Source organism: Brevibacillus antibioticus (assembly GCF_005217615.1).
GTDB lineage: Bacteria > Bacillota > Bacilli > Brevibacillales > Brevibacillaceae > Brevibacillus > Brevibacillus antibioticus.
In genome coordinates, this window is record NZ_SZNK01000001.1 from 1,173,751 (window position 1) to 1,198,464 (window position 24,714).

The 24,714-nt window shown below is 46.8% G+C and carries 22 protein-coding genes; all 22 read left to right on the plus strand.

The annotated features are described in order from the left end of the window. Positions 1-109 precede the first annotated feature (109 nt). The 22 genes from E8L90_RS05910 to recA all read left to right on the plus strand — a co-directional run bounded on the left by E8L90_RS05910 (position 110) and on the right by recA (position 24,686). Complete coding sequence (locus E8L90_RS05910) at positions 110-1,816, plus strand: ribonuclease J (RefSeq protein WP_208759458.1); 1,707 nt, start codon at positions 110-112, stop codon at positions 1,814-1,816. 121 nt (positions 1,817-1,937) lie between these two features. Continuing rightward, the gene (locus E8L90_RS05915; protein WP_137028405.1) at positions 1,938-2,750 is read left to right on the plus strand and encodes a ClpP family protease; all 813 of its coding nucleotides are present in this window, start codon (positions 1,938-1,940) and stop codon (positions 2,748-2,750) included. After that, on the plus strand, positions 2,747-2,977 hold the full coding sequence (locus E8L90_RS05920; protein ID WP_047067802.1) for a YlzJ-like family protein: 231 nt from the start codon (positions 2,747-2,749) through the stop codon (positions 2,975-2,977). Before E8L90_RS05915 ends, E8L90_RS05920 begins: the two co-directional genes overlap by 4 nt. Positions 2,978-3,166: 189 nt before the next feature. Further along, a complete protein-coding gene (locus E8L90_RS05925) occupies positions 3,167-5,545 on the plus strand; it encodes an FtsK/SpoIIIE family DNA translocase (protein ID WP_137028406.1) in 2,379 nt (792 codons plus the stop codon). Between the two features lie 237 nt (positions 5,546-5,782). Beyond that, positions 5,783-6,508 (plus strand): GntR family transcriptional regulator, encoded by a 726-nt coding sequence (locus tag E8L90_RS05930; protein ID WP_137028407.1) that lies wholly within the window; start codon positions 5,783-5,785, stop codon positions 6,506-6,508. Between the two features lie 57 nt (positions 6,509-6,565). Beyond that, positions 6,566-7,612 (plus strand): BMP family lipoprotein, encoded by a 1,047-nt coding sequence (locus tag E8L90_RS05935; RefSeq protein ID WP_137028408.1) that lies wholly within the window; start codon positions 6,566-6,568, stop codon positions 7,610-7,612. Between the two features lie 93 nt (positions 7,613-7,705). Then, positions 7,706-9,247 carry an ABC transporter ATP-binding protein gene (locus tag E8L90_RS05940; protein WP_137028409.1) on the plus strand — a complete coding sequence of 514 codons (1,542 nt, stop codon included), beginning with the start codon at positions 7,706-7,708 and terminating at the stop codon, positions 9,245-9,247. Beyond that, positions 9,240-10,313 (plus strand): ABC transporter permease, encoded by a 1,074-nt coding sequence (locus E8L90_RS05945; protein ID WP_137028410.1) that lies wholly within the window; start codon positions 9,240-9,242, stop codon positions 10,311-10,313. The genes E8L90_RS05940 and E8L90_RS05945 overlap by 8 nt, the downstream gene beginning before the upstream one ends. Continuing rightward, entirely contained in the window at positions 10,313-11,272 is a 960-nt protein-coding gene (locus E8L90_RS05950; RefSeq protein ID WP_137028411.1) for an ABC transporter permease, read from the plus strand. The genes E8L90_RS05945 and E8L90_RS05950 overlap by 1 nt, the downstream gene beginning before the upstream one ends. Positions 11,273-11,375: 103 nt before the next feature. Further along, positions 11,376-12,554, plus strand: a complete 1,179-nt coding sequence (locus E8L90_RS05955) for a stalk domain-containing protein (protein ID WP_137028412.1) — start codon at positions 11,376-11,378, stop codon at positions 12,552-12,554. Positions 12,555-12,607: 53 nt separating this feature from the next. After that, on the plus strand, positions 12,608-12,763 hold the full coding sequence (locus E8L90_RS30135) for a hypothetical protein (RefSeq protein ID WP_167497585.1): 156 nt from the start codon (positions 12,608-12,610) through the stop codon (positions 12,761-12,763). Positions 12,764-12,971: 208 nt separating this feature from the next. Beyond that, a complete protein-coding gene (yfmF, locus tag E8L90_RS05960; protein WP_137028413.1) occupies positions 12,972-14,267 on the plus strand; it encodes an EF-P 5-aminopentanol modification-associated protein YfmF in 1,296 nt (431 codons plus the stop codon). A 1-nt stretch (position 14,268) separates the two neighbouring features. After that, a complete protein-coding gene (gene yfmH / locus E8L90_RS05965) occupies positions 14,269-15,561 on the plus strand; it encodes an EF-P 5-aminopentanol modification-associated protein YfmH (RefSeq protein WP_137028414.1) in 1,293 nt (430 codons plus the stop codon). Positions 15,562-15,568: 7 nt separating this feature from the next. Beyond that, positions 15,569-16,306, plus strand: a complete 738-nt coding sequence (ymfI, locus tag E8L90_RS05970; RefSeq protein ID WP_137028415.1) for an elongation factor P 5-aminopentanone reductase — start codon at positions 15,569-15,571, stop codon at positions 16,304-16,306. Between the two features lie 100 nt (positions 16,307-16,406). Next, positions 16,407-16,676, plus strand: a complete 270-nt coding sequence (locus E8L90_RS05975; protein WP_137028416.1) for a DUF3243 domain-containing protein — start codon at positions 16,407-16,409, stop codon at positions 16,674-16,676. 109 nt (positions 16,677-16,785) lie between these two features. Then, entirely contained in the window at positions 16,786-17,565 is a 780-nt protein-coding gene (locus E8L90_RS05980; protein ID WP_137028417.1) for a DUF3388 domain-containing protein, read from the plus strand. A gap of 12 nt (positions 17,566-17,577) precedes the next feature. After that, positions 17,578-18,477, plus strand: a complete 900-nt coding sequence (locus tag E8L90_RS05985; RefSeq protein WP_137028418.1) for a helix-turn-helix domain-containing protein — start codon at positions 17,578-17,580, stop codon at positions 18,475-18,477. A 111-nt stretch (positions 18,478-18,588) separates the two neighbouring features. Continuing rightward, positions 18,589-19,935, plus strand: a complete 1,347-nt coding sequence (rimO, locus tag E8L90_RS05990) for a 30S ribosomal protein S12 methylthiotransferase RimO (protein WP_137028419.1) — start codon at positions 18,589-18,591, stop codon at positions 19,933-19,935. Then, positions 19,936-20,511: a CDP-diacylglycerol--glycerol-3-phosphate 3-phosphatidyltransferase gene (pgsA, locus tag E8L90_RS05995; protein WP_015891681.1), complete on the plus strand. Its 576-nt coding sequence runs from the start codon at positions 19,936-19,938 to the stop codon at positions 20,509-20,511. A 108-nt stretch (positions 20,512-20,619) separates the two neighbouring features. Further along, positions 20,620-21,864 (plus strand): competence/damage-inducible protein A, encoded by a 1,245-nt coding sequence (locus E8L90_RS06000; RefSeq protein WP_137033284.1) that lies wholly within the window; start codon positions 20,620-20,622, stop codon positions 21,862-21,864. Between the two features lie 7 nt (positions 21,865-21,871). Next, positions 21,872-23,461 carry a DEAD/DEAH box helicase gene (locus tag E8L90_RS06005; RefSeq protein ID WP_137028420.1) on the plus strand — a complete coding sequence of 530 codons (1,590 nt, stop codon included), beginning with the start codon at positions 21,872-21,874 and terminating at the stop codon, positions 23,459-23,461. Between the two features lie 166 nt (positions 23,462-23,627). Next, positions 23,628-24,686, plus strand: coding sequence for a recombinase RecA (gene recA, locus E8L90_RS06010; RefSeq protein WP_015891678.1), 1,059 nt, complete (start codon positions 23,628-23,630; stop codon positions 24,684-24,686). Positions 24,687-24,714 lie beyond the last annotated feature (28 nt).

Here is a 24,714-nt window from a genome sequence, read left to right on the forward strand (position 1 = left end):
AGAAGATCAAGAGCCATTCCAGCCGGGGATGGCTCTTTTTCCTTGTGTTCATGATTTCACTTCGGGTATAATAAGAACAAGTGATTTGGGGCGGTTTTTTTGAGTGGACATGACAACTAAATATAGGAGGTTACACGTTTTGGCAAAGTCGAATCACTCTGTTCTCGTTTTCGCCCTGGGCGGAGTCGGCGAAATTGGGAAGAATATGTACGTGGTACAAAGCGGTGACGACATCGTAGTGATTGATGCCGGATTGAAATTCCCAGAAGAGGAAATGCTGGGGATTGATATGGTTATTCCGGATATCACCTACTTGGAGGAACATCGCGACAAGGTTCGGGGTATTATTATTACGCATGGACACGAAGACCACATCGGCGGCCTCAGCTACGTGCTGAAGCATTTGAAAGTCCCGGTTTATGCGACAAAACTTACCCTTGGTTTAATTGATGCAAAGTTAAAAGAAGCGGGCATCCTAAACGAAACAAAACGCGTATTGATCAACAGCGACTCGGAAGTCGTTCTCGGAAAGATGAAGGCGACCTTTTTCCGCGTAAACCACAGCATCCCGGATTGTGTAGGGGTATGCCTGGATACGCCAGAAGGTTACATCGTTCATACAGGAGACTTCAAGTTCGATCAAACACCTGTTAACAATCAGGTAGCTGATCTGGCAAAAATGGCGATGATCGGTGACAGAGGCGTTTTGTGCTTGCTCTCTGACAGTACGAATTCAGAACGGCCTGGATTTACCGGATCAGAACGCTCTGTAGGCAAAGCACTCATGGATGTGTTCAGCAAAGCATCTGGACGTATTGTTGTTTCTACGTTTGCATCAAATGTTCACCGCATTCAACAAGTGGTGGACGCTGCAGCACAGTTCAACCGTAAATTGACGGTTGTTGGCCGGAGCATGCAAAATGTTATTAATATCAGCAGAGACCTGGGATATTTACTAGTTCCTGAAGGCTTGATTGTTGAGATCGATGAAATCAACAAGCTGAATGCTGAACAAGTCGTTATTTTATCAACTGGAAGCCAAGGAGAGCCTATGTCCGCGCTCACTCGGATGGCCCGATCCGCCCATCGGAAAATTGACATCCTTCCAGGGGATACCGTAATTATTGCAGCCACTCCCATTCCAGGGAATGAAAAATATGTGGCGCGCACGATCGATCAGTTATCGCGCATTGGTGCAGATGTCATTTATGGTGGCCATGGACCAAACGGAACCGTCCACGTCTCCGGTCATGGTAGCCAAGAGGAATTGCGCCTGATGCTTAACTTAATGAAGCCTAAGTACTTTATTCCCGTTCACGGTGAATATCGCATGCTGAAAACACATGCCTTACTCGCTGAACAGGTTGGCATTCCTGAAGAAAACACGTTCTTGCTGGATAACGGCGATACAGTTGAATTCTTAGGGGGCAAGGCCCGTTACGGTGGAAAAGTCCATGCTGGCAACGTTTTGATTGACGGCTTGGGTGTTGGTGATGTTGGAAACATCGTACTTAGAGATCGCAAATTACTGTCACAAGATGGCATACTGGTAGTTGTCGTTACACTCAGCAAACAAAATGGCACGATTTTGTCAGGTCCAGACATCATTTCTCGCGGTTTCGTATACGTGCGTGAATCCGAAGAGCTGCTGGATGAGGCAAATCGCATAGTGACCCAAACACTTGTCAAATGCATGGAAGAAAATGTGAATGAATGGTCTTCACTGAAAAATAACGTAAAAGATTCATTAGGTCGTTATCTGTACGAGCAAACGCGCAGACGTCCGATGATCTTGCCGATTATCATGGAAGTGTAGGATCACGATAAAGAGCTGGAAATCCTTTGGGAAAAGGGTTTCTGGCTCTTTTTGCCTTTGGGGGCGCATGATTTTTCTTCCGCTTATCCATACTACAGAGGAAAGTGAGGGAGGATCATCCATGTCGAATCAACAATTTAGCGATTTTTTAAATAGGCCGCCGTTTGGGAACACAGCGGTAACTAGTAAGGAATCCCAGCCACAATCACCAACTGATGATCAGGAGCAGCCATCGGAAGCACCTGCACAGGAAGATCCGAAGAAAAAACTGCTGGATTCCATTACGCAACTGGGCCAGACAAACGTCCCACAGCTCGAAAGCAATATTTATTGTATGACCATCATCGGACAAGTAGAAGGGCATATTCAGTTGCCCCCACAAAATAAGACGACGAAATACGAGCACCTCATCCCTCAATTGGTTGCAGCAGAACAAAACAGTAAAATAGAGGGCGTACTCGTTATTTTGAATACGGTTGGTGGGGACGTGGAAGCGGGCTTGGCAATTGCGGAAATGGTTTCATCCTTGTCCAAACCGGTAGTCACACTCGTACTCGGCGGTGGTCATAGTATCGGTGTGCCAATTGCTGTAGCCGGTTCGTACTCGTTTATTGCAGAAACAGCCACGATGACGATTCACCCGATCCGTTTGACGGGTCTTGTGATTGGTGTGCCCCAAACGTTTGAGTACTTGGACAAAATGCAGGATCGGGTAGTTAGCTTTATTTCCCGTCACTCCAAAGTTTCAGAAGAAAAGTTCCGTGAGCTTATGACCCGAACTGGTGAATTGACACGAGACATAGGAACCAATGTGATTGGCGTGGATGCGGTGAAATATGGATTAATTGATGAAGTCGGTGGTCTTGGTAGCGCGCTGAAAAAACTGAACGAACTGATCAAAGCGCAAAAAGGCGAGGAGAGTGTACTCCAATGATCTTATACTCCATCATTCCGATGGAAACGGTTTTTGAGAACATGGAGCAAGTCGAGAAACAAGAGCTGAAAGAGATAGCGGTGGGTCATGCCACGATGCTCATTGAGCAAACCGGACCGTTTGAAGGAAAAATCGTTAGGCTGATTAGTCCAGATCCACAAGATTACCTGAAGGAGCAGTACGCGCCCGGACAAAAAATTCAGTTTCAACCTGAATGGCTCGCCTAAGAAGTCCTGTATTTCTATGAATTTCCTGTGTTATACTAGTGATGTACGAACAGCAGCCGAACACGCGACGGCTGCCTTTTTTAACGAATAGGAATTTATAAAATAAATTCCGGAGCGCATGGAAACTTTCCGCCAAAATGCGGTCGCTCTACGTTCGGTACATAACGAGTATAATGACGAGGAGGAGGCGTGCCATTGAGTAGGAGAAAAAAAGAGCGTTCACAAGCGGCATTGGCCTCAGTTGTCAAAATAGAACTGCTGGGACTTCTCATCATCGTGCTGTCCTTGATCGGGCTATTGGAGAGTGGATGGCTGGGCAAAAATGTATTGGCATTTCTATTTCGGTTTATTGCGGGCTCATGGGATTTCATCATTCCTGTTCTGCTAATCGGTATGGCCATACATATGATGTTTACAAGAAAATCACCGAAGCTTTCTTACCGCGTCTTAGGGATAGCGCTTATTGGTGTGGCGATTTTGACCTGGGATCACATGATTTTGTACAAACAAATTACCGCAGATGGAAAATTTGCAGAGCAAAGCATTATTAAGGTTACATGGGACAGAATTTGGCTCGATCATGGTCAGAAAGTGTCCACCACTGGGGTAGGCGGGGGAATGATTGGTGCCCTGTTTTTTGCGGTGACAAATGGTCTTGTTGGAACCATTGGTACCGGACTCGTGATTGTTTTCCTTTTCCTCGTGGGACTGATGTTTCTGTTCAATCTTTCCTATGTAAACATTCTGATGTTTGCCAAGGACAAGCTCGCTTTGTTTTACGGAAAGGCGAAGAATACAGTGAAGGACTCTGTACAGCTTTTGCAGGAAGAGAGCGAGAAGCGAAAGAAAGAAGCAAAGGAAGCCGAAGAGGCTCGTAAGCCAAAGCAATCGGAGGCAGAGAACGAGGCGATTGCTGTTACGGCGTTGAAAGAGCAAAAATCTCATCCACAGCCTGCTCGTCAAGAGGAGGAAGCCCAGCAACTGAACGCCCCGTTAATTCGTGATTTTACGGATCGCATTGCATTGGAAGAAGATGAGGAACCGATTGGTCCTGGTCATCAAGCGAGAGCTGCACAACCGAAAACGAATCAGGAAATTACGTTTGCGCTCGAAGGAGAAGGAGAAATCTTCGGTACAATCGATACCGGAGAAGAACAGAACACCATACCGTATGAGCTGCCGAATTTGCAAATGCTTGCAAGGCCCAAAGCGAGTTCAACAGGTAAAGACGTCGATCATACTTCAAATGCGGCAAAATTAGTGCAGACACTAAAGAGCTTTGGCGTCAATGCAACTGTTTCCGAAGTACATCGAGGACCGGCTGTTACACGGTACGAAGTTCAGCCTGCTACAGGGGTAAAAGTAAGCAGGATTGTCAGCTTGACGGATGACCTTGCGCTGGCCTTGGCAGCAAAAGATATCCGCATTGAGGCACCGATCCCAGGAAAATCAGCCATCGGTATCGAGGTTCCGAACTCGGAGGTAGCGGTCGTATCACTACGAGAAGTGTTGGAAGCACCCGAGTATCAAGATGCACCAGGGAAGCTTACCGTCGCTCTTGGCCGAGATATTTCCGGAGAGCCGATCGTAGCAGATTTGACCAAGATGCCCCATTTGCTCGTAGCGGGTGCGACGGGAAGCGGTAAATCAGTATGCATTAATGGATTGATCATGAGTATTTTGTTCAAGGCCAAACCAGAAGAAGTTAAGCTGATGATGGTTGACCCGAAAATGGTGGAACTGAATGTGTACAACGGAATTCCGCATTTGTTGGCTCCAGTTGTTACTGACCCGAGAAGGGCTTCTGTTGCATTGAAAAAAGTCGTGGCCGAGATGGAGCGACGTTATAATTTGTTTGCCAAAACAGGGAGCCGCAATATTGAAATGTACAATGCACAAGTGGAAGGCACGCCGCTTCCCTATATTGTCGTCATCGTCGATGAGCTTGCGGACTTGATGATGGTAGCTCCGGGAGAAGTGGAGGATGCGATTTGTCGACTCGCGCAAATGGCTCGTGCTTCGGGGATTCATCTGATCATCGCGACGCAACGTCCTTCCGTAGATGTCATTACGGGTGTGATCAAGGCAAATATCCCATCCCGCATTGCCTTTGGCGTGTCTTCGATGGCTGACTCTAGAACGATTCTCGACATGGGAGGAGCAGAAAAGCTTCTCGGTAGAGGAGATATGCTTTCGCTGCCGATGGGGGCATCCAAGCCGACCCGTGTCCAAGGTGCCTTTGTATCTGACAAGGAAGTAGAAGAGGTCGTTCGTTTTGTAAAAGAACAGCAAGAGGTTCGCTACAATGAAGAAATGATCCCGGGTGACGTGCAGGAGGAACAGCAGCCAGTCGTGGATGATGAGCTGTACGATCAAGCCGTCCAAATCGTTTCAGAAGCCCAAACGGCATCGGCATCCTTGTTGCAGCGTCGTCTCCGTGTCGGTTATACGCGAGCGGCACGATTGATTGATATGATGGAAGCTCAAGGTGTAGTCGGTCCTTATGAGGGAAGCAAGCCTCGAGAGGTTCGTCTTCCACGGCCGTCCATAGAAAGCAATATTTCATAGAAAAAGTCCCTGTCACGATTTGTAACAACAGGGACTTTTTTCCTAATTTAGCAGGAAAATCCCTGTCGAAATTAATCATTTTGCATTATTATTCATAAATATTTGGCTTGCATGATACTCGCCCCTCATGTAAAATTTCTAAGAGATTGACGGAAATTGTTGTTATTAAGTCTCAACGAATCAGAGGTCTGACGTCCTACCTGTTGGGTGGCTTGCGGACAGCAGGAGTGAATGATGATGAGCATCAAAGGGAATGTTCGATCACTGTTTCTCTTGGTAATGGACAAGATCAAGAGTGATATCGAAACCGGACTTCTTCGTCCTGGTGAGCGCCTCCCTTCTGAAGCCGAACTATCTAAACAGCTTGGTGTAAGCAGGGCGACGCTTCGCGAGGCACTCCGACTTCTTGAGGAAGAGAAGATTGTCATTCGTAGACACGGTGTAGGTACCTTTATTAATTCTAAGCCTGTTTTTTCAGGCGGGATTGGGGAACTCTTTAGTGTGACGGATGCAATTGAGCGTCAAGGATATACGGCAGGAACCTTGATCCTGAAAACATCCTTTGGCGAATCCGCAGAAGAAGAGAGGAAGCGGCTGGCCTTAAATCCGGGTGAAGGCGTTCTCATAGTAGAGCGAATTCGAACGGCTGACGGTGAGCCTGTGGTTTATTGTGTAGACCGCATTCCTGCATATCTGGTGCCCGGGGGCTATGCGGCAAGTGGAGAGTCTATCTTCAAATGGCTGGAGAGCGTAACAGGGGTAAGGATCGCATACGCAGTAGCAGATATTGAACCCATGGGCTACAATGAAAAGGTTTCCAACCTGCTGCATTGCGATAAATCTGCTCCCATGCTCTTGCTCAAACAGATTCATTACGACGAAAGTGAAAAGCCAGTACTATACTCCCATAATTACTTCAGGGCTGACAAAATTCACTTTCATGTCGTACGGAGACGGTTGTAACTGTGGGGGCAACCTCACTCAACAATTTCATCAACTAAAAACAGGGGGTAATTTCAGATGAAGAAAGTTCTATCCGTGCTTTCTGTGGCAACACTCAGCCTGTCGCTCGTTCTCGCTGGGTGCGGAAGCAAACCAGAAGCACAGCCTCAAGGCCAAACTGGTAGCAGTGGAGGCGCTCCAGCCGCTAAAGCTATCAAAGTAGGTATGGTTACAGACGTTGGCGGTGTAAACGACAACTCCTTTAACCAGAGTGCTTGGGAAGGGCTGCAAAAACTCCAAACCGATATGAATCTCCCGAAAGAAAACGTAAAGTATCTGCAATCAAAATCAGATGCTGACTATGTACCAAACCTGACTCAATTTGTAAAAGACGGTTGGGATCTGACTTGGGGTATCGGCTTCCTGATGGGTGACCACCTGAAAAAAGTAGCAGATGAAAACAAAAATGCAAAATTGGCGATCATCGACGCTGAAGTAGATGCTCCAAACGTAACATCTGTTCTCTTTAAAGAGCATGAAGGCTCCTTCCTTGCTGGGGTAGTTGCAGCAAAGATGACCAAAACGAAGAAGGTTGGATTCGTGGGTGGCGTTGACATCCCGGTAATCAAACGTTTTGATCTTGGTTTCGAAGCGGGCGTAAAAGCTGTAGATCCAAGCATTCAAGTAGTGAAAGTTTACACGGGTGCTTTTGACAAACCAGACATGGGTAAATCTACTGCTTCCTCCATGTACGGTCAAGGTGTGGACATCATCTTCCACGCTTCCGGCGGTACAGGCGACGGTGTATTCAACGAAGCAAAAGATCGTAAAGCTAAAGGCGAGAACGTATGGGTAATCGGTGTTGACAAAGACCAATCCCTGACTTTCGGCGACGAAGTCACGTTGACTTCCATGGTAAAACGTGTTGACGAAGCAGTTATTCGTGTATCGAAAGACCTGTCTGAGGATAAATTCAAAGGCGGAGTACAATGGCTCGGACTGGCTGAAAACGGTGTAGGTCTGGCGGACACTTCCACGAAGAACGTTCCTGAAGACGTACTGAAGCTCGTTGAAGAATACAAGCAAAAAATCGTTAAAGGCGAAATCACAGTTCCTGATAAGTAAAAACGAAGGAAGCTGCAAATGGACAAGGCTGGTTTGAGCTACTGGCCTTGTCCTTTACCTTCACACTAGACCCGAAAAATGGGGTGAGCATGCATGAACTCGGTAAAAAAAGTGGTTGAAATGAGAGGGATCACAAAACGGTTCCCAGGCATTGTTGCGAATGACAGTATTACACTGTCTGTAGGTAAAGGTGAAATTCATGCGCTACTCGGAGAGAATGGCGCGGGCAAGTCAACACTCATGAATATCTTGTTTGGTCTATATCAGCCGGATGAAGGCGAAATTCTGATTAACGAGAAAGTTGTACAGATCACAAGTCCAAAGATTGCAAACGAACTTGGTATCGGAATGGTTCACCAACATTTTATGCTCGTAGAAACATTTACAGTCACGGAAAACATTGTGCTAGGAAATGAACCGAAAAACGGGTTGAAGATAGATATTCAAAGCGCTGAGAAAGCGGTAGAAAAACTGTCGAATCAATACGGGCTCAAAGTTGATCCGAGAGCAAAAATTCAGGATATCTCAGTAGGGATGCAGCAGCGTGTAGAGATTTTGAAAACGCTTTATCGCGGTGCCGACATCTTGATTTTTGATGAGCCTACGGCTGTATTGACGCCGCAGGAAATCCATGAACTTATCGAGATCATGCATAACTTGGTAAAAGAAGGTAAGACGATTATCCTGATCACACACAAGCTGAAAGAAATTATGGCTGTATGTGACGCAGTTACGATCATTCGTCGAGGAAAAGTTATTGACTCCGTATTGGTAAAAGATACGAATCCAGACGATTTGGCTGCGAAAATGGTTGGTCGTGAAGTGAGCTTCCATGTCGATAAAACGGAAGCAAAACCAAAAGAAACGATCTTGGCCGTAGAGCAATTGACTGCGATGGGCAATCGTGGTGTGAATGCGCTGAACAATCTTAGCTTAGAAGTTCGCTCCGGTGAAATTCTCGGAATTGCAGGAGTCGATGGAAATGGCCAAAGTGAACTGATTGAAGTATTAACTGGTTTACGTAAAGCAACAAGTGGGCGTGTCCTTCTTAATGGCAAAGAAATTACGAACCAAAGTCCGCGCAACATCTCGGAATCAGGACTGTCGCACATTCCTGAAGACAGACATAAACGAGGGTTGGTTCTTGATTTCACCATGAGTGAAAATATGGTATTGGAAACGTACTTCCATCCAACGTTTTGCAAAAACGGTTTTCTTAATTATGGCGCCATTGACAAGCATGCGGCCAAGCTCATCGAAGAATTCGACGTTCGGACTCCGAGCATTTACACGCCAGCACGAGCGCTCTCGGGGGGAAACCAACAGAAGGCAATTATTGCCCGCGAAGTGGACAAGAACCCGGATTTGCTGATTGCGGCTCAGCCTACTCGTGGCTTGGATGTAGGGGCTATCGAATTTATTCATCGCAGACTGATTGATCAACGCGATCAAGGAAAAGCAGTTCTCTTGCTTTCCTTGGAGCTGGATGAGGTTATCAATGTGTCCGACCGGATCGCAGTTATTTATGAGGGAGCCATTGTGGGGATTGTTGATGCAAAATCGACAACGGAGCAAGAACTCGGCTTAATGATGTCCGGCGGAAAAGTAATGCAAGGAGGGGGAAACGATGAATAGAGTTATTGCAGTCTTCACGAAAGAATCGTTTCTCGTTCCTGCCGTTGCGATCATTCTTGGTCTTTTGACCGGAGCAATCGCAATGCTGGCAGGTGGATTTAATCCAATCGATGCCTATGTGGCTTTGATTAAAAAAGTATTTGGAAACGCGTATAACTTTGGTGAAACGATTCGCCAAATTACGCCTTTGATCTTTACAGGTTTGGCTGTAGCGTTTGCTTTCCGTACAGGTCTCTTTAACATCGGGGCAGAAGGTCAATTTATCGTAGGGATGATTGCTTCTACTGTCGTAGGTGTTTCTTTTGACCTTCCAGCTATCATTCATGCTCCGCTTGCTATCTTAGCAGGTGCTGTAGCAGGTGGTTTGTGGGGTGCCATTGCCGGTTATTTGAAAGCAGCACGTGGTGTCAATGAGGTTATTACCAGCATCATGTTGAACTGGGTAGCTCTTTACTTTGCAAACTGGATCATGAATGCCTTCTTTATTCCAGCAGGCAAACAAACATCTGAAGAAGTAAAGGATTCTGCGATCATTACTATTGGCTGGCTCGCTGAAATGTTTGACAATGCTCGTTTGCACTGGGGTACACTGATTGCCGTACTCGCAGCTATTTTCTTCTATATCATCCTTTGGAAAACAAAATCTGGTTTTGAATTGCGTTCCGTTGGCTTGAACCCGCATGCTTCTGAGTATGCTGGTATGAACGTGAATCGTAATGTTGTAAAGGCCATGTTCATTGGTGGTATGTTTGCAGGGATTGGTGGAGCTACTGAGATTTTGGGCGTTTTCCACTATCAAGCGATTATGACGCAGCATACGGGCTATGGATTCGATGGAATCGCAGTAGCATTGATTGGCGGAAATACTCCATTCGGGGTTATCCTTGCTGCCATATTGTTTGGGGTTCTTACATTCGGTGCGAGCGGTATGCAGTTTAGTGCGGGTGTACCGTTTGAGTTGATTCGTGTCGTGATTGCTTCTGTTATTTTCTTCGTTGCCGCACATGGCATCGTGAAAATGTTTATTAAACCGATCTTGCTGAAGAAAAAGGAAGGTGGAAACTGATGGATTGGGGATTAATTCTTAGCAACCTCTTTCATGATACCATCGTGTTTTCCACTGCCTTGATTTTTGCCGCATTGGGTGGATTGTACTCCGAGCGTTCTGGTGTCGTGAACATTGCGCTAGAAGGTATGATGATTATCGGTGCTTTTACCGGTGCCGTAATGACCTTTGCTTTCCAAGATTCACTGGGTGCCTGGGCACCGTGGGTCGGATTTATTGCGGCAGGGATTGCCGGTTCTATTTTTGCACTCCCGCATGCCGTTGCTTCGGTTACATTTAAAGCGGACCAGACCGTCAGTGGTGTGGCCCTGAACTTCTTGGCAGCTGGACTTTCCATCTACCTGACCAAAATTATTTTTGACGGAGCAGGTCAGACACCGACATTGAACTCAGTGTTTAACAAATTCAGTATTCCTGGGTTGAGTGAAATACCGTATATCGGACATGCCATTTTTGAGGCGTATCCAACTAGCTTTTTGGCTTTCATTGCTGTTTTCGTGACGTGGTATGTCGTATTTAAGACACCATTCGGATTGCGCTTGCGTTCTGTTGGTGAGCATCCACGTGCTGCTGATACAGTAGGGATCAATGTGAAGAGAATGCGCTACACGGCTGTTATGATCAGTGGTATGCTGGCTGCATTGGGTGGAGCTACCATTTCTTTGACGACAACCAGTAACTTTTCCCATAACACGGTTTCTGGACAAGGGTTTATCGCGATTGCGGCCTTGATCTTTGGTAAATGGCATCCAATGGGTGCGATGGGAGCAGCATTGTTCTTTGGTGTCGCTCAAGCGATCAAGTCTTTGGTGCAAATCTTTGGATTGACCAATTACATTCCTACTGAATTTATCTTCATGCTTCCGTACGTACTGACGATTCTCGTGATGGCTGGTCTGGTAGGACGATCCAGTGCTCCAGCGGCCCTCGGCAAACCTTACGATACGGGATCGCGTTAATCATTCGTTGACAAAATTTAGCGTCTAGAACCTGTCACTTTCCCTGTGCAATAATTTTTGTGACTGCTTGCGGTCGGCAAATTGTTTGTGGGGAGGGAAAAAGATGAACCGCTGTCTACATCAGTACAGCAGTTATCGGTGGAACAGGATTCTAGGCGCTTTTGTTTTTTGCCTGATGATAGGAATATCCGGTGGAATGGCTTCAGCAAAAGAGCCAGGACCGGTCATTTCTGTTGTTGTCGATGGAATGGGAGTCCAATCAGATGTATCGCCAATCCATCGAAATGGGCGTATGCTCGTTCCGATACGGGTAGTAGCGGAGGCAACAGGCTCAGAAGTAAGCTACGATGCCAACGCGCAAAAAGTATTGCTCAACAAAAAAGGCAAGCATATCACCCTTACAATTGGAAGCCAGACTACATACGTAGATGGAAAACGTATGAAGATGGATGTTTCCCCCAGCATTGTGAATAAGCGGACGCTTGTTCCGATCCGATTTATTTCCGAGGCATTTGGCTATCAAGTTCAATGGGATGAGACGTCAGCTGTTGCATACATACAATCCAAACCTGTGGAAGACAAGGCTATGAGTGTGACATACTCCTTGAATCCATATGTCGTTCAACAGGGTGATACCTTATCAAAAATTGCAACTCGCCACGACACGAACATGAGTGCCATTCAGAAAAATAACCCTCTCTCTTCTGATGAGTTATTGGTGGGCCAAATTTTATTTTTGCCAGAAGGTGCACAAAGAGCTGAACATCCCATTGCCACAAAAGTTGCAGATGATCAATTGATTGGGAAACAATTTCGGTTTCCTTTCCACGATAATAGTTGGTACGAGCCGTATGGGGATAGCTTTGGGTCCGATCGAGAGTGGACCGAGTCGAATAGCGGCAGTGTCCGTAATCACGAGGGCATCGACATTATGGCACCGAAAGGAACGCCGGTTTACTCGGTATCCGATGGGACGATCAACAAAGTGGGCTGGAATACGTATGGTGGCTGGAGAGTAAACATTACAGATGAGAATGGCCAATATCGGATGTATTACGCGCATTTGCAGGCGTATACACCTGGATTGCATGTAGGGAAAACGATAAAAGCAGGACAGCTGATCGGTTTTGTTGGCGATACAGGCTACGGTGGAACTGGTACAGTGGGAATGTTTGAATCACACCTGCATTTTGGCCTCTATCGTAACAGTACGGGGAAAGCGATCGATCCGTATGATTACTTGCGGATATGGGAGCAAAATAAAGTGGAGAGTCCCCTCTAATATTGGGACAAACTACTACGGAGTACCTTCACGAATAAAAGGAGGCCCTTCGTATGTGGACATGTCCGTACTGTGGAGGAAGCCACGGCTTACCCTTTCACGATGAGCAGTTAGATGGCATGCTCTGTCTCTCGTCTGATTGCGGTCGATTTGTTGAAGAGGGTAGCACATCGGATGATCCCGGGGACTGGGATGCAATGGATATGTAAGGAAAAGAGTGAACGCCCTTCGTAAAAAGGTGCGCTCGCTCTTTTTTTATACAATGGAAGCGCTGTGATTTGCGTATTACGGGACTTGCGTGAGCGCATAGGATGAAGCACTGGGATATATAATGGAAGATTCTGATGCTTGATGCCCTGACAATTGGTTACAATAGAGAAGAGTATGAGTAAGCTGATGGAGAAGGGAGATTGGACTATGACTGCTACTACAACCGAAATTGCATTTCAAAGCTCCCAAATCAATGGGATGAACGTACATATCCTTCCAACCGAAAAGTTCAAGACAACGACAATCGTGACGATGATTGAACAGGCGCTATCGGAGGAGCACGTAACGAAAACAGCATTACTTGCGATGGTTATGAAACGTGCCAGCGCTCGTTTTCCGGAAACGAAGCTATTGCGAGCACATTTGGATTTCCTGTATGGTGCCATTTTTGATGTCGATGTCATGAAAAAAGGCGAGCGGCAAATCCTGCAAATTTATATGGAAGTACCGAATGAAAAATATTTGTCCAATGAAGCTTCACTTTTGGAGCAGGCCATCGAATTCGTAGGAGATATGCTGGTCAGACCGTATGTACAGGACAACGCTTTTTCCGAAAAGTACTTGGCACAGGAAAAAGAGACGCTTCGTAAACGGATGGAGAGCTTGATCGACGACAAAATGAAGTATGCGAACCAACGAGTGACAGAAGAAATGTGTAAAGGTGAACCATTCTCTCTTCTCGTCCAAGGCCGTGTGGCGGATTTGCCGAAGATCACTGGTCAGGAGCTGTATCAATACTTCAAAGAAGTAATGACGACGAATCCGATCAATATGTTCGTGGTGGGCGATGTTGAACAGCAGGAAGTAAGCGAGGCAATTCGCAAGCATATCCCATTGGAGCGCTCCCAAGTAGGAGAACTGCAGATCGGATCGACGGTGAAGGATGTATCAGCTGAACGCGAAGTGATCGATCGACTCGATGTCAACCAAGCAAAGCTCAATATTGGCTGCCGAACGCAGATCACTTATAAGGATGACGATTACCCGACGCTACTCTTGTTCAACGGGGTTTTAGGCGGTTTTCCTCACTCCAAGCTGTTTGTCAATGTCCGTGAAAAAGAGAGTCTTGCTTACTATGCGGTATCCAGACTAGAGAGCCACAAAGGGATTCTCATGATTATGTCTGGGATTGATGTTAGCAAATATCAGCGTGCGGTTGAGATTATTAAGCAGCAGCTTGATCTGATGCAACAAGGAACCATATCGGATGAGGAAATGAGCCAGACGCGTGCGACCTTGTCTAACCAGTTCCGTGAGCTTTTGGACAGCGCACGCGGGATGATTGATTTTACGTACAATGGTGTGATTAGTGGGCGTCCTCGGAAAATCGAAGAGCTTTTGGCGGGGATCAACGAAGCGACCATCGAGGATATCAAGAAGGTAGCAAGCAAGGTGACGATCGACACGATTTATCTGCTGCGGGACAAGAAGGGAGAGGCATAAGATGCAGACCACTGTCTTTGAACAAGTAAATGAAACGGTATATCATGAAACTCTCCAAAATGGGTTGCAAGTCTATTTGGTTCCCAAACAGGGCTTCAGCAAAACATACGCTGTGTTCACTACGCGTTACGGCTCCATTGATAGCCATTTCCGCACCCGAAGCGGGGAAGAAATCAATGTTCCCGACGGCATTGCGCATTTTCTTGAGCACAAAATGTTTGAGAAAAAAGATCGGGATGTGATGCACGAATTCAGTAAAAACGGGGCGAGCTGCAATGCGTTCACGAGCTTCAATCGTACAGCTTATTTATTCTCGTGCACAGATAAGTTAGATGACAATCTGAATCTGCTGCTCGATTATGTGCAGGATCCGTATTTTACAGATGCCAGCGTAGAAAAGGAAAAGGGAATCATCGGCCAGGAAATCACCATGTACGATGACAATCCTGACTGGAAGGTGTACATGAACCTCCTAAAGGCCATGTACCAAAAGTATCCGATTAATATCGAGATTGCGGGTACGATCGAGACGATCTCTCATATTACTAAAGAATATTTGTATCAGTGCTATGAAACGTTTTATCATCCTGCCAATATGCTCCTATTGGTCGTAGGCTCCTTCGAGCCAGAAGCAATCATGAAGCTCATTCGTGAAAATCAGGGAGCAAAGGAGTTTTCTCCTGCGCCACAAGTCACGCGCGTTTTTCCAGAAGAGCCGTCAGCGCCAGCGGAGGCGAAAGTAGAAGCGTTTCTAACCGTTGGTCTTCCTAAATGCATGATTGGAATCAAGGAAAAGGAAAACGGGCTAACCAAGGAAGCCTTGTTAAAACGCGAGTTGACTACTAAACTAGTATTGGACATCGCGTTCGGCACAAGCTCCGCTGTCTATGAGCGCTTGTATGACAGTGAGCTGATTACGGAAAGCTTTGATTTTGACTACAGCAGTGAGCAGGATTATGCGTATACGATCATTGGTGGAGATACACCTGATCCAGAGCGTTTAGTGGAAACGATCAAAGTGGAAATTGAACAATTGAAGCAAACCGGAATAGCTCAGGATGATTTTGAGCGTGCGAAGCGTAAAAAAATCGGAAACTTCCTGCGTTCTCTAAATTCCGTGGAGTTTATCGCTAACCAGTTTACCAGCTTCAAATTTAACGGAAATGATCTGTTTTCCGTAGTGCCGACCTTGGAGTCGATCACACGCGAAGATGTGGAAAAACGTTTGAAGGAGCATTTCTTAATCGAGCAGATGGCTGTTTCCATCGTTCGTTCCGCTTCGCCACAGGAGTAATGTATTCATGTCTAAGCAAGAGACGCCGTGGGCGTTCATTACGGGAGCTTCCGGAGAGATCGGGCAGGCGATCGGTGCCTACCTGATTGATGCGGGGGTTCCCCTTTATCTGCATTACAATCGAAATATGGAAAAATTGGAGCCCTTGGTGCAGAAATGCCAGGAGCGGGGTGTTCCATACTTCATTCTCCAAGCTGATCTAAGGGACCCACAGCAAATTGCGGCGATGTTTGCTCAGATGCAGGTTGCACCACTATTAATCGTAAACAACGCCTCAGTGGACGATGTCGGCTTATTTACGGATGTGACTGTCGAGAAATTTGATGAGCTCATCGCTCTTAATGTTCGTTCTGCTTTTTTGGTCTGCCAGGCTGCTGTTCCGGCCATGCTGCGCGAAAGGTATGGACGTATCGTCAATATTTCTTCCATTTGGGGGCTTACGGGCGGTTCATGTGAGGTGCTGTATTCCATGACCAAAGGAGCAATCAATACGTTCACCAAAGCCTTGGCAAAGGAAATGGCACCAAATGGAATCACGGTAAATGCAGTCGCTCCTGGAGCTATTGCTGGCGGAATGATGGAGCGCTTTTCTCCAGATGAAATGGAAATGATCGCGGAAGAAATACCAGCTAACCGTCTCGGACAACCATATGAGGTAGCCGCAGTCGTGCGCTTTTTGCTGTCGGCGGATTCCAGTTATGTGACGGGACAAGTGATTAGTCCAAACGGAGGATGGTACACGTAGAAGATAAGTATGCATGAATAAAATAGGAGAAATGATGGAATTCTACCTTTTGTGTGGGCAGCTAATCTGTTCGCAACGTACAAAAGGAGGGAATTTCCCTATGTCGATTCTTGACAATTTCAGCGACTGGAAATCGTTTCTCGGAGATCGGGTAGACCAAGCGAAACAAGCCGGGATGGAAAGCGAAACACTTCAAAATGTAGCTTATCAAATTGGTAGCTATCTGTCTGAGCAAGTAGACCCGAAAAACGATCAGGAGCGTCTGTTGAAACAGCTGTGGGACGCAGGTGATCAACAGCAGCAACAAGCTTTGGCATCACTCATGGTGAAGCTTGTTCAGAATCGCAATGACGCGAACGCTGGCAGCTAGCCATTCAAATCCCCTACTCTTGGGGATTTTTCTTTTCGCGGATTGTCGAATGAAACGAACGTGATATACTACATAAGAAGAGAATTCTGGTTGGCGGAGAGGATTGCATATGGAAGCGAAGAAAGAATGGTACATGGAGTATGAGATTGCCCGTAACCGTCCTGGTCTCTTAGGGGACGTATCTTCTATTCTGGGGATGTTGAACATCAATATCGTGACGATCAATGGTGTGGATACCATGCGTCGAGGTATGCTGCTCTTGACCGATGATGATGAAAAAATGGAGGTTTTGCGCAACGTGGCGCAAAAAATGGACAACATAACCATAACGAGGTTACGTCCCCCGACCATGCTGGATCGCTTGGCTGTGCGTCACGGTCGCTATATTGAACGGGATAGCGAGGACAAAAAAACCTTCCGCTTTGTTCGTGAGGAGCTGGGCTTGCTGGTCGATTTCATGGCAGAAATCCTGAAGAAGGAAGGTCACCAGCTCATCGGGATTCGTGGCATGCCTCGCGTAGGGAAGACTGAATCCATGATTGCTGCCAGCGTATCCGCCAATAAACGTTGGACATTTATTTCCTCTACTTTGTTGCGCCAGACGGTGCGCAGCTCCTTAGCCATTGATGAAATGTCTACTGATCATGTATATTTGATAGATGGAATTGTCTCAACGCTGCGATCGACAGAAAAGCACTTTACCTTGCTTCGGGAGATTATGAACTTTCCTGCCGCAAAAATCATTGAGCATCCGGATATATTCGTAAGGGAATCAGAGTATCAACTTGATGATTTCCATTACATAATTGAGCTGCGTCATCATCCGGATGAAGAGATTACCTATGAGCTTATCAACAATCGCGGCTTTGATAATTTCGAAATGAATTAAGGAGGGGCAGCTGTGTCTGAGCTAGGTCAAGTCCTGCAAAGGGCCCGCGAAGAAAAAGGAATCACGCTCGACGACATCCAACGTATCACCAAGATACAGCGGCGATATTTGGAAGCCATTGAAAGGGGTCATTTTCACGTACTACCTGGCCACTTTTACGCGCGTGCTTTTATAAAGAGTTATGCGGAAGCTGTCGGTCTAGACCCGAACCACATCCTGACTCACTTTCAGTCCGATTTGCCGGCCCAGCCACCTACAGAGCAAGTAGAGCGACTGCGTCGCAGACGAGTTGCTTCAGCGAACAATCCATTACAAGCGGGGCGATGGGTTACCAAAACCTTGCTCGTCTTGTTTATTGCCTTGATTATCGGGGTTATTTATTTCGCTGTCGTCAACAACAACGGAGGTCAGTATACTCAGCCAATGCCGGGTGGAACAGTTAACCCTGGAGCGGAGATTGTCACGCCAGGCAATGGTGGTGGAGCGGCAACATCCCCGATTGCTCAACAACCGAAGCCTCCTTCTATTACCACACCGAATCCTGAAACGGGAACAATCCCACCTGAGACTGCTACAGAAACTCCTCAGGCAACCATCACATTCGAATCGCAACAAGGATCGATGTATAACTATTCCTTGCAAGGTGGAGAAAAAATCACAGTTTATGTGAAGGTGAAGGCAGAAACAAGCTGGTTTGGTATTTCGGAAGGAAAAGGCAAAACGTATGTTGAGCAGGGCACGCTCAAGAAGGATCAGGAAAAAACGATTGAGTTGGGGAAATCCGCTTATATTCGTTTGGGAAAACCGACTGTAGTGGAATTAAAGGTGAACGGTGTCTTGGTAGACACGTCTAAAATGAAGTCAATGCCGTCCAATATTACGATGAAAGTAAAAGAGGCGGTCACCCACTAGGCAAGCATATGCTTGCCTTTTGTACTTTTCTCTTTTTTGACACTTCCTTTAGGCTTATATTATACTGGATAGGTGTAATATGGGTTGGTGTGACCAATTGGAGGAAAAAAGATGACAGAGAAGGTAGGCACGCGTGAAAAAGTAGCGATTGTTACGCTGGGCTGTGAAAAGAATCTCGTTGATTCGGACATGATGGCCCATCTGATAGATGAAAAAGGTTATGAACTAGTTGATAACCCGGAAGAAGCAACTGTGGTCATCGTCAATACCTGCGGTTTCATCGATGCAGCCAAGGAAGAATCCGTAAATAAGATTCTGGAAATGGGTGAATTGAAGGAATCCGGCAAGCTGAAATCGCTTGTGGTGGCAGGCTGTCTCACACAACGTTACAAAGAGGATATCTTGAATGAGATTCCTGAGGTGGATGGCATTGTCGGAACAGGCGATTTTATGTCGATTACAGGTATTATCGAAGAATCTCTTGAGGGCAAGCGACCGATTTTTGTAGGAAACCCCATTTTTACGTACGAAGATGTAGTGAAGCGGAAAGTAAAACAAGGCACGTACACCGCATATATTAAAATTGCCGAGGGCTGCGACAACGCCTGTACGTTTTGCTCGATTCCTTTGATGCGTGGAGGATTCCGCAGTCGTACCATCGAGTCCATCGTGGAAGAAGCTCGTCATTTGGCCGCACAAGGGATCGTAGAAGTAAGTCTGATCGCACAAGATTCTACGAACTATGGAACGGATATTTACGATGGAAAACTGATGCTTCCTGAACTTTTAAACCGGTTGGCAGAAGTCGAGGGCATCGAGTGGATTCGTCTTCACTATGCATATCCTGGATTTTTCACGGATGAATTGATCCACACCTTTGCGACCAATCCAAAAGTGTGCAAATACGTTGATATGCCTTTACAGCACTCGGAAGACCATATTCTGAAAAGAATGCGTCGCCCTGGAAGACAGACGGACATTCGTGCGCTGGTAGCAAAAATTCGCGCGCAGGTTCCAGATGTTGCACTGCGTACCTCTTTGATCGTAGGGTTCCCTGGGGAGACAGAGGAAGACTTTGAGCGTCTGAGCGAGTTTGTGAAGGATATCCGATTTGATCGACTGGGTGTGTTTACGTACTCCAACGAGGATGACACTCCAGCTTCCCGTCTGCCTGACCACGTAGACGAAGAGGTGAAGGAAAAACGTGCGAACATGCTGATGGAAATTCAGCGTGAAGTAGCCGGAGATCGCAACGGACGCTTTGTTGGTCAATTTTTGGATGTTTTGATTGAACGTTATGAAGGACGTAACGATATTTATGTAGGTCGAACACAGTATGACGCTCCGGAAATCGATGGTGAAGTATTCGTCACTGGTTTTAAAGGCGAACTGGGCACCATCGTAAAAGTAAAAATTACACACTCCTATGAATACGATCTAGCCGGGGAGGTAGTCTAGGTGAATCTCGCCAACCGCATCACCCTCGCCAGGATTTTTCTGGTGCCGGTAGTTATGTTTTTTCTGCTGGTGCGTTACAACATCGGGACATTTTCGATTGGCAGCCTGACGATGACGTATAATGAGCTGATTGCGGCTTTGGTGTTTATCCTAGCAGCCAGTACGGACGGACTCGACGGTTATATTGCACGGAAAAAGAAAATCGTGACGAACTTGGGGAAGTTCTTGGATCCGCTTGCTGATAAGCTGTTGGTTTCTGCAGCACTCATTTCGCTGGTAGAGATGCAGCGTTTGGAAGCGTGGATTGCGATTGTCATTATCAGCCGGGAGTTTGCGGTAACGGGTCTACGGCTAGTTGCTGCGGCAGAGGGGCAGGTAATTGCTGCGAGTGCATTGGGTAAACTGAAAACATGGGTGCAGATCGTAGCGATTACGGCTGTCATGATTCGCAACTTCCCATTTGGGTTCTTCGGCATTCCGTTCGACGAACTAGCTACTTGGGCGATGGTGATCATCACGATTTACTCCGGGTACGACTACTTTGCGAAAAATCGTAACGTGATCCAATACTCGTAATGCGGGTATTGGTCTCTTTTTTCACAAGACTCTTCTCTTGAGCGTTTGTAAGTGATAAACTGTTAGTTTAGAGGCTTTTCTATCTCTCAAAGAGAATGGATGAGGAAGATGAGAGCGGAGATTATCGCGGTAGGTACCGAACTTTTGTTAGGCCAGATCGCTAACACCAACGCACAGTTTCTTTCTCAGAAGCTGGCGGAAATTGGCGTGGGAGTTTATTTTCATACGGTTGTGGGAGACAACACGGAGCGATTGCTACAAGTGATTCGATTGGCATCAGGGCGATCTGATCTCGTCATTTTTACGGGTGGGTTAGGGCCGACTCAAGATGATTTGACGAAAGAAACCGTGGCGGTGCATGTGGGCATTGGATTGGAAACGAATTCAGAGGCCATGGAGAGAATTGAAAAATTCTTTTCGCAACGTGGGATTGTCATGACGGAGAACAATCGTAAGCAAGCGCTGGTGCTTTCTGGCAGCCATGTATTCTCTAATGATTTCGGGATGGCGCCGGGGATGGCGATCCGTCATGACAGTAGTACGTTCGTGCTATTGCCTGGACCACCAAGCGAGCTGTATCCAATGGTGGAGAATTACGTGATGCCTTACTTAACCGATTTGCTCCCCGATAAACAAGTGTTTCATTCTCATGTACTCCGGTTCTACGGAATAGGGGAATCCGCGTTGGAGGAAAAACTGCTCGATCTGATCGAAAAGCAGGACAATCCAACCATCGCGCCATACGCCAAAGAATTCGAAGTAACGCTGCGGATTACGGCAAAAGCTGCTACAGTCGAAGAAGGGGAAGCCCTAATCTTGCCTGTAGAAAAAGAAATTCTCAGCCGTGTTGGCCAGTACATGTACGGGATGGGCGAGAATTCGTCCCTGCATGATGTGCTGGTTTCTGAGCTAAAAAAGAAAAATGAGACGATTGCTTGTGCAGAAAGCTGCACAGGAGGAGCAATTGCCTCGTTGATCACATCTGTGCCAGGAAGTTCGCAAGTGTTTCGTGGCGGGGTAGTCTGCTATACCAATGAAGTGAAGAAACAGCTGCTCGAGGTACCTGATTCCATTTTGCAAACAGATGGGGCAGTCAGTGAGAAAACGGCTCAATTACTGGCTGAACATGTACGAGAAAAGCTGGGAGCTACTTACGGTATTTCTGTTACGGGAGTGGCTGGACCCGATCCATCCGAGGGCAAGCCTGTTGGCCTTGTTTACGTAGGGATCGCGTCAGAAGGAATTCCTACAGTTGTAAAAGAACTGCGCCTTGCCGGAAGAAGGCATGCAATCGTTGGGCGTGCCGCTAAATACGCGTTGTTTTATGCGCTGCAAATGCAAAAAGAAAGGTGATTTTTTCATGACGATTTTTTCTGATTTTCCTTTACATAAATCTATTCTGCAAGCGATTCACGATATGGGCTTCGAGGAGCCATCACCGATTCAGGCAGCTTGCATTCCAAAAGTTCTGGATGGCGGAGACCTGATTGGTCAAGCACAGACAGGTACTGGTAAGACTGCTGCATTCGGGATTCCACTTGTAGAAAAGATTACGCCTGCCAATCGTGTACAAGCGATCGTGCTGACCCCAACTCGTGAGCTGGCTATCCAGGTAGCGGGAGAGCTCTTGCGTATCTCCAAATACAACAAAGTTCGTACGCTGCCAATCTATGGCGGACAATCGATCGGACATCAAATTCGTGCACTACGTCAAGGTGTACAAATCGTTGTAGGTACTCCTGGCCGTGTTATGGACCACTTGCGCCGCAAAACATTGAAGCTGGATCACGTACATACACTCGTTTTGGATGAAGCGGATGAAATGCTGGACATGGGCTTCATCGAAGATATCGAGACGATCATCACACATATGCCGGAAGAGCGTCAAACCTTGCTGTTCTCTGCGACGATGCCGCCAGAAATCAAGCGTTTGGCTACCCGTTACATGAAACAGCCACAAACGATTGCAGTGAGCCGTGAAGAAGTAACGGCGCCATCGATCGAACAGGTATATTACAAAGTGTTTGACCGTAACAAAGTAGAGAGCCTTTGCCGCATCTTGGACAGTGAGGATGTTGAGCTGGGTATCATTTTCTGTCGTACTAAGCGCGGTGTAGATGAGTTGTCCGAAGTGCTGCAATCCCGCGGATACCTTGCGGACGGCTTGCATGGCGACTTGTCACAGGCACAACGTGACAAGGTCATGAATGCGTTCCGTGAGGGCTCGATTGAATTCCTGATCGCGACAGATGTAGCAGCACGCGGTATCGATGTAGGAAACGTTTCTCACGTAATCAACTACGATATTCCACAAGACTCTGAGAGCTACGTACACCGTATCGGCCGTACAGGTCGCGCTGGTCGTAAAGGAATTGCGATGACGTTGGTTACGCCTCGCGAAGTAAGACAAATGATGTTTATCCAAAAGCAGACAAAAGCACAAGTGCTCTCTCGCAATGTTCCTTCCCTGGAGGAAGTGGCTGAGCGCAAACAAGAGCAATTGCGTGAACAGTTGACTAGTCTTTTGGAAAGCGATGCAATCGCGGATATGTATCAAAAGGTAGCGGATGCTCTCGTAGGTCAATACCCGGCTGAAAAAGTAGCAGCTGCTGCATTGCACCTCGCATTCCATACCGAAGCGGGACAAGGGCAGGAAGCAGAAGCGTACAACTTTGGTGAGACGGGTGCAGCAAAAGGCATGGTTCGTTTCTTCCTGAACGTAGGCCGCAATGCGAACATGAAGCCACAGGATCTGGTACGAGAGATCTCTGAATCTGTTGGTATCCCCGGAAAATCAGTAGGTCGTATCGATATTTTCGAGAACTTCACGTTTGTTGAGGTTCCAGAAGAGGTAGCGGCATTCGTATACGAGTCACTGCGTCAAACACGCATCAACGGGAAACGAATCAATCTGGAGCCTGCAAAGCCTCGCGGAGCGAAGCGTTCCTAATTAGCGAGTCCTACAAAGCAGCCATTTCACTGGGAATAACCAGGAAATGGCTGCTTTTTTGCAATACGAATATTTGTTCGTAAAAAATACTTGGCAAACACTTCTGTCTCGAGGTATGATGAAGACAAGCAAAACAGAAGCGAAAAGTTGAAAGGGTGTGTACCATTTGTCAGATCGTCGCGCAGCTTTGGAGAGTGCATTGCGTCAAATAGAAAAGCAATTCGGTAAAGGTTCCATTATGAAGTTGGGGGAAGTATCCAATATTCAGATTTCTACGGCTTCTAGCGGTGCACTTGCTCTAGATATCGCACTTGGTGTGGGTGGGTTCCCACGCGGACGGATTGTTGAGATTTACGGACCAGAGTCTTCTGGTAAAACAACAGTAGCGCTTCATGCCATTGCAGAAGTGCAAAGACAGGGTGGACAAGCTGCGTTTATCGATGCTGAGCATGCCTTGGATCCGGTTTACGCTGCAAAGCTGGGTGTGAACATCGACGAATTGCTGTTGTCCCAACCAGACACTGGTGAGCAAGCTTTGGAGATCGCGGAAGCACTGGTGCGCTCTGGTGCGGTAGACATTATCGTAGTCGACTCCGTTGCGGCACTCGTACCAAAAGCAGAGATCGAAGGCGAGATGGGAGATTCCCACGTAGGTTTGCAAGCACGCTTGATGTCCCAAGCACTTCGCAAGCTGTCTGGTGCCATCAACAAGTCCAAAACGATCGCGATCTTTATCAACCAGCTTCGTGAAAAAGTGGGAGTTATGTTCGGGAACCCAGAAACAACTCCAGGTGGACGCGCTTTGAAGTTCTACGCGAGTGTTCGTTTGGATGTTCGTAAAGCGGAATCTATCAAAGTCGGCAACGACATTCTGGGTAGCAAGACAAAGATCAAGGTCGTCAAAAATAAAGTTGCTCCACCATTTAAGGTTGCAGAAGTGGACATCATGTACGGTGAAGGTATTTCCAGAGAAGGTAGCATTCTCGACATCGGTTCCGAGATCGATGTAGTACAAAAGAGTGGCGCATGGTACTCCTTCAATGAGGAGCGACTCGGTCAAGGTAGAGAGAATTCGAAAGTCTTCCTGAAAGAAAATCCGCACATTGCATCACAGATTGAAACAAAGGTGCGCGAATACTTCAGCCTGAACCCTAGTTCTGTTCCAGAAGCAGAGGCAGAACATGACCCAGAGCAAGATGAAGAGCCTACATTTGATCTGGAGTAATGAAGAGTGGAAGAGCAGCCTGTCGATG

Bases quoted from the DNA above. Each gene is read 5' to 3' on its own strand.
- E8L90_RS05910 (WP_208759458.1), top strand. From the start codon at position 110: ATGACAACTAAATATAGGAGGTTACACGTTTTGGCAAAGTCGAATCAC.
- E8L90_RS05915 (WP_137028405.1), top strand. From the start codon at position 1,938: ATGTCGAATCAACAATTTAGCGATTTTTTAAATAGGCCGCCGTTTGGG.
- E8L90_RS05920 (WP_047067802.1), top strand. From the start codon at position 2,747: ATGATCTTATACTCCATCATTCCGATGGAAACGGTTTTTGAGAACATG.
- E8L90_RS05930 (WP_137028407.1), top strand. From the start codon at position 5,783: ATGAGCATCAAAGGGAATGTTCGATCACTGTTTCTCTTGGTAATGGAC.
- E8L90_RS05935 (WP_137028408.1), top strand. From the start codon at position 6,566: ATGAAGAAAGTTCTATCCGTGCTTTCTGTGGCAACACTCAGCCTGTCG.
- E8L90_RS05940 (WP_137028409.1), top strand. From the start codon at position 7,706: ATGAACTCGGTAAAAAAAGTGGTTGAAATGAGAGGGATCACAAAACGG.
- E8L90_RS05945 (WP_137028410.1), top strand. From the start codon at position 9,240: ATGAATAGAGTTATTGCAGTCTTCACGAAAGAATCGTTTCTCGTTCCT.
- E8L90_RS05950 (WP_137028411.1), top strand. From the start codon at position 10,313: ATGGATTGGGGATTAATTCTTAGCAACCTCTTTCATGATACCATCGTG.
- E8L90_RS05955 (WP_137028412.1), top strand. From the start codon at position 11,376: ATGAACCGCTGTCTACATCAGTACAGCAGTTATCGGTGGAACAGGATT.
- E8L90_RS30135 (WP_167497585.1), top strand. From the start codon at position 12,608: ATGTGGACATGTCCGTACTGTGGAGGAAGCCACGGCTTACCCTTTCAC.
- yfmF (WP_137028413.1), top strand. From the start codon at position 12,972: ATGACTGCTACTACAACCGAAATTGCATTTCAAAGCTCCCAAATCAAT.
- yfmH (WP_137028414.1), top strand. From the start codon at position 14,269: ATGCAGACCACTGTCTTTGAACAAGTAAATGAAACGGTATATCATGAA.
- ymfI (WP_137028415.1), top strand. From the start codon at position 15,569: ATGTCTAAGCAAGAGACGCCGTGGGCGTTCATTACGGGAGCTTCCGGA.
- E8L90_RS05975 (WP_137028416.1), top strand. From the start codon at position 16,407: ATGTCGATTCTTGACAATTTCAGCGACTGGAAATCGTTTCTCGGAGAT.
- E8L90_RS05980 (WP_137028417.1), top strand. From the start codon at position 16,786: ATGGAAGCGAAGAAAGAATGGTACATGGAGTATGAGATTGCCCGTAAC.
- rimO (WP_137028419.1), top strand. From the start codon at position 18,589: ATGACAGAGAAGGTAGGCACGCGTGAAAAAGTAGCGATTGTTACGCTG.
- E8L90_RS06000 (WP_137033284.1), top strand. From the start codon at position 20,620: ATGAGAGCGGAGATTATCGCGGTAGGTACCGAACTTTTGTTAGGCCAG.
- E8L90_RS06005 (WP_137028420.1), top strand. From the start codon at position 21,872: ATGACGATTTTTTCTGATTTTCCTTTACATAAATCTATTCTGCAAGCG.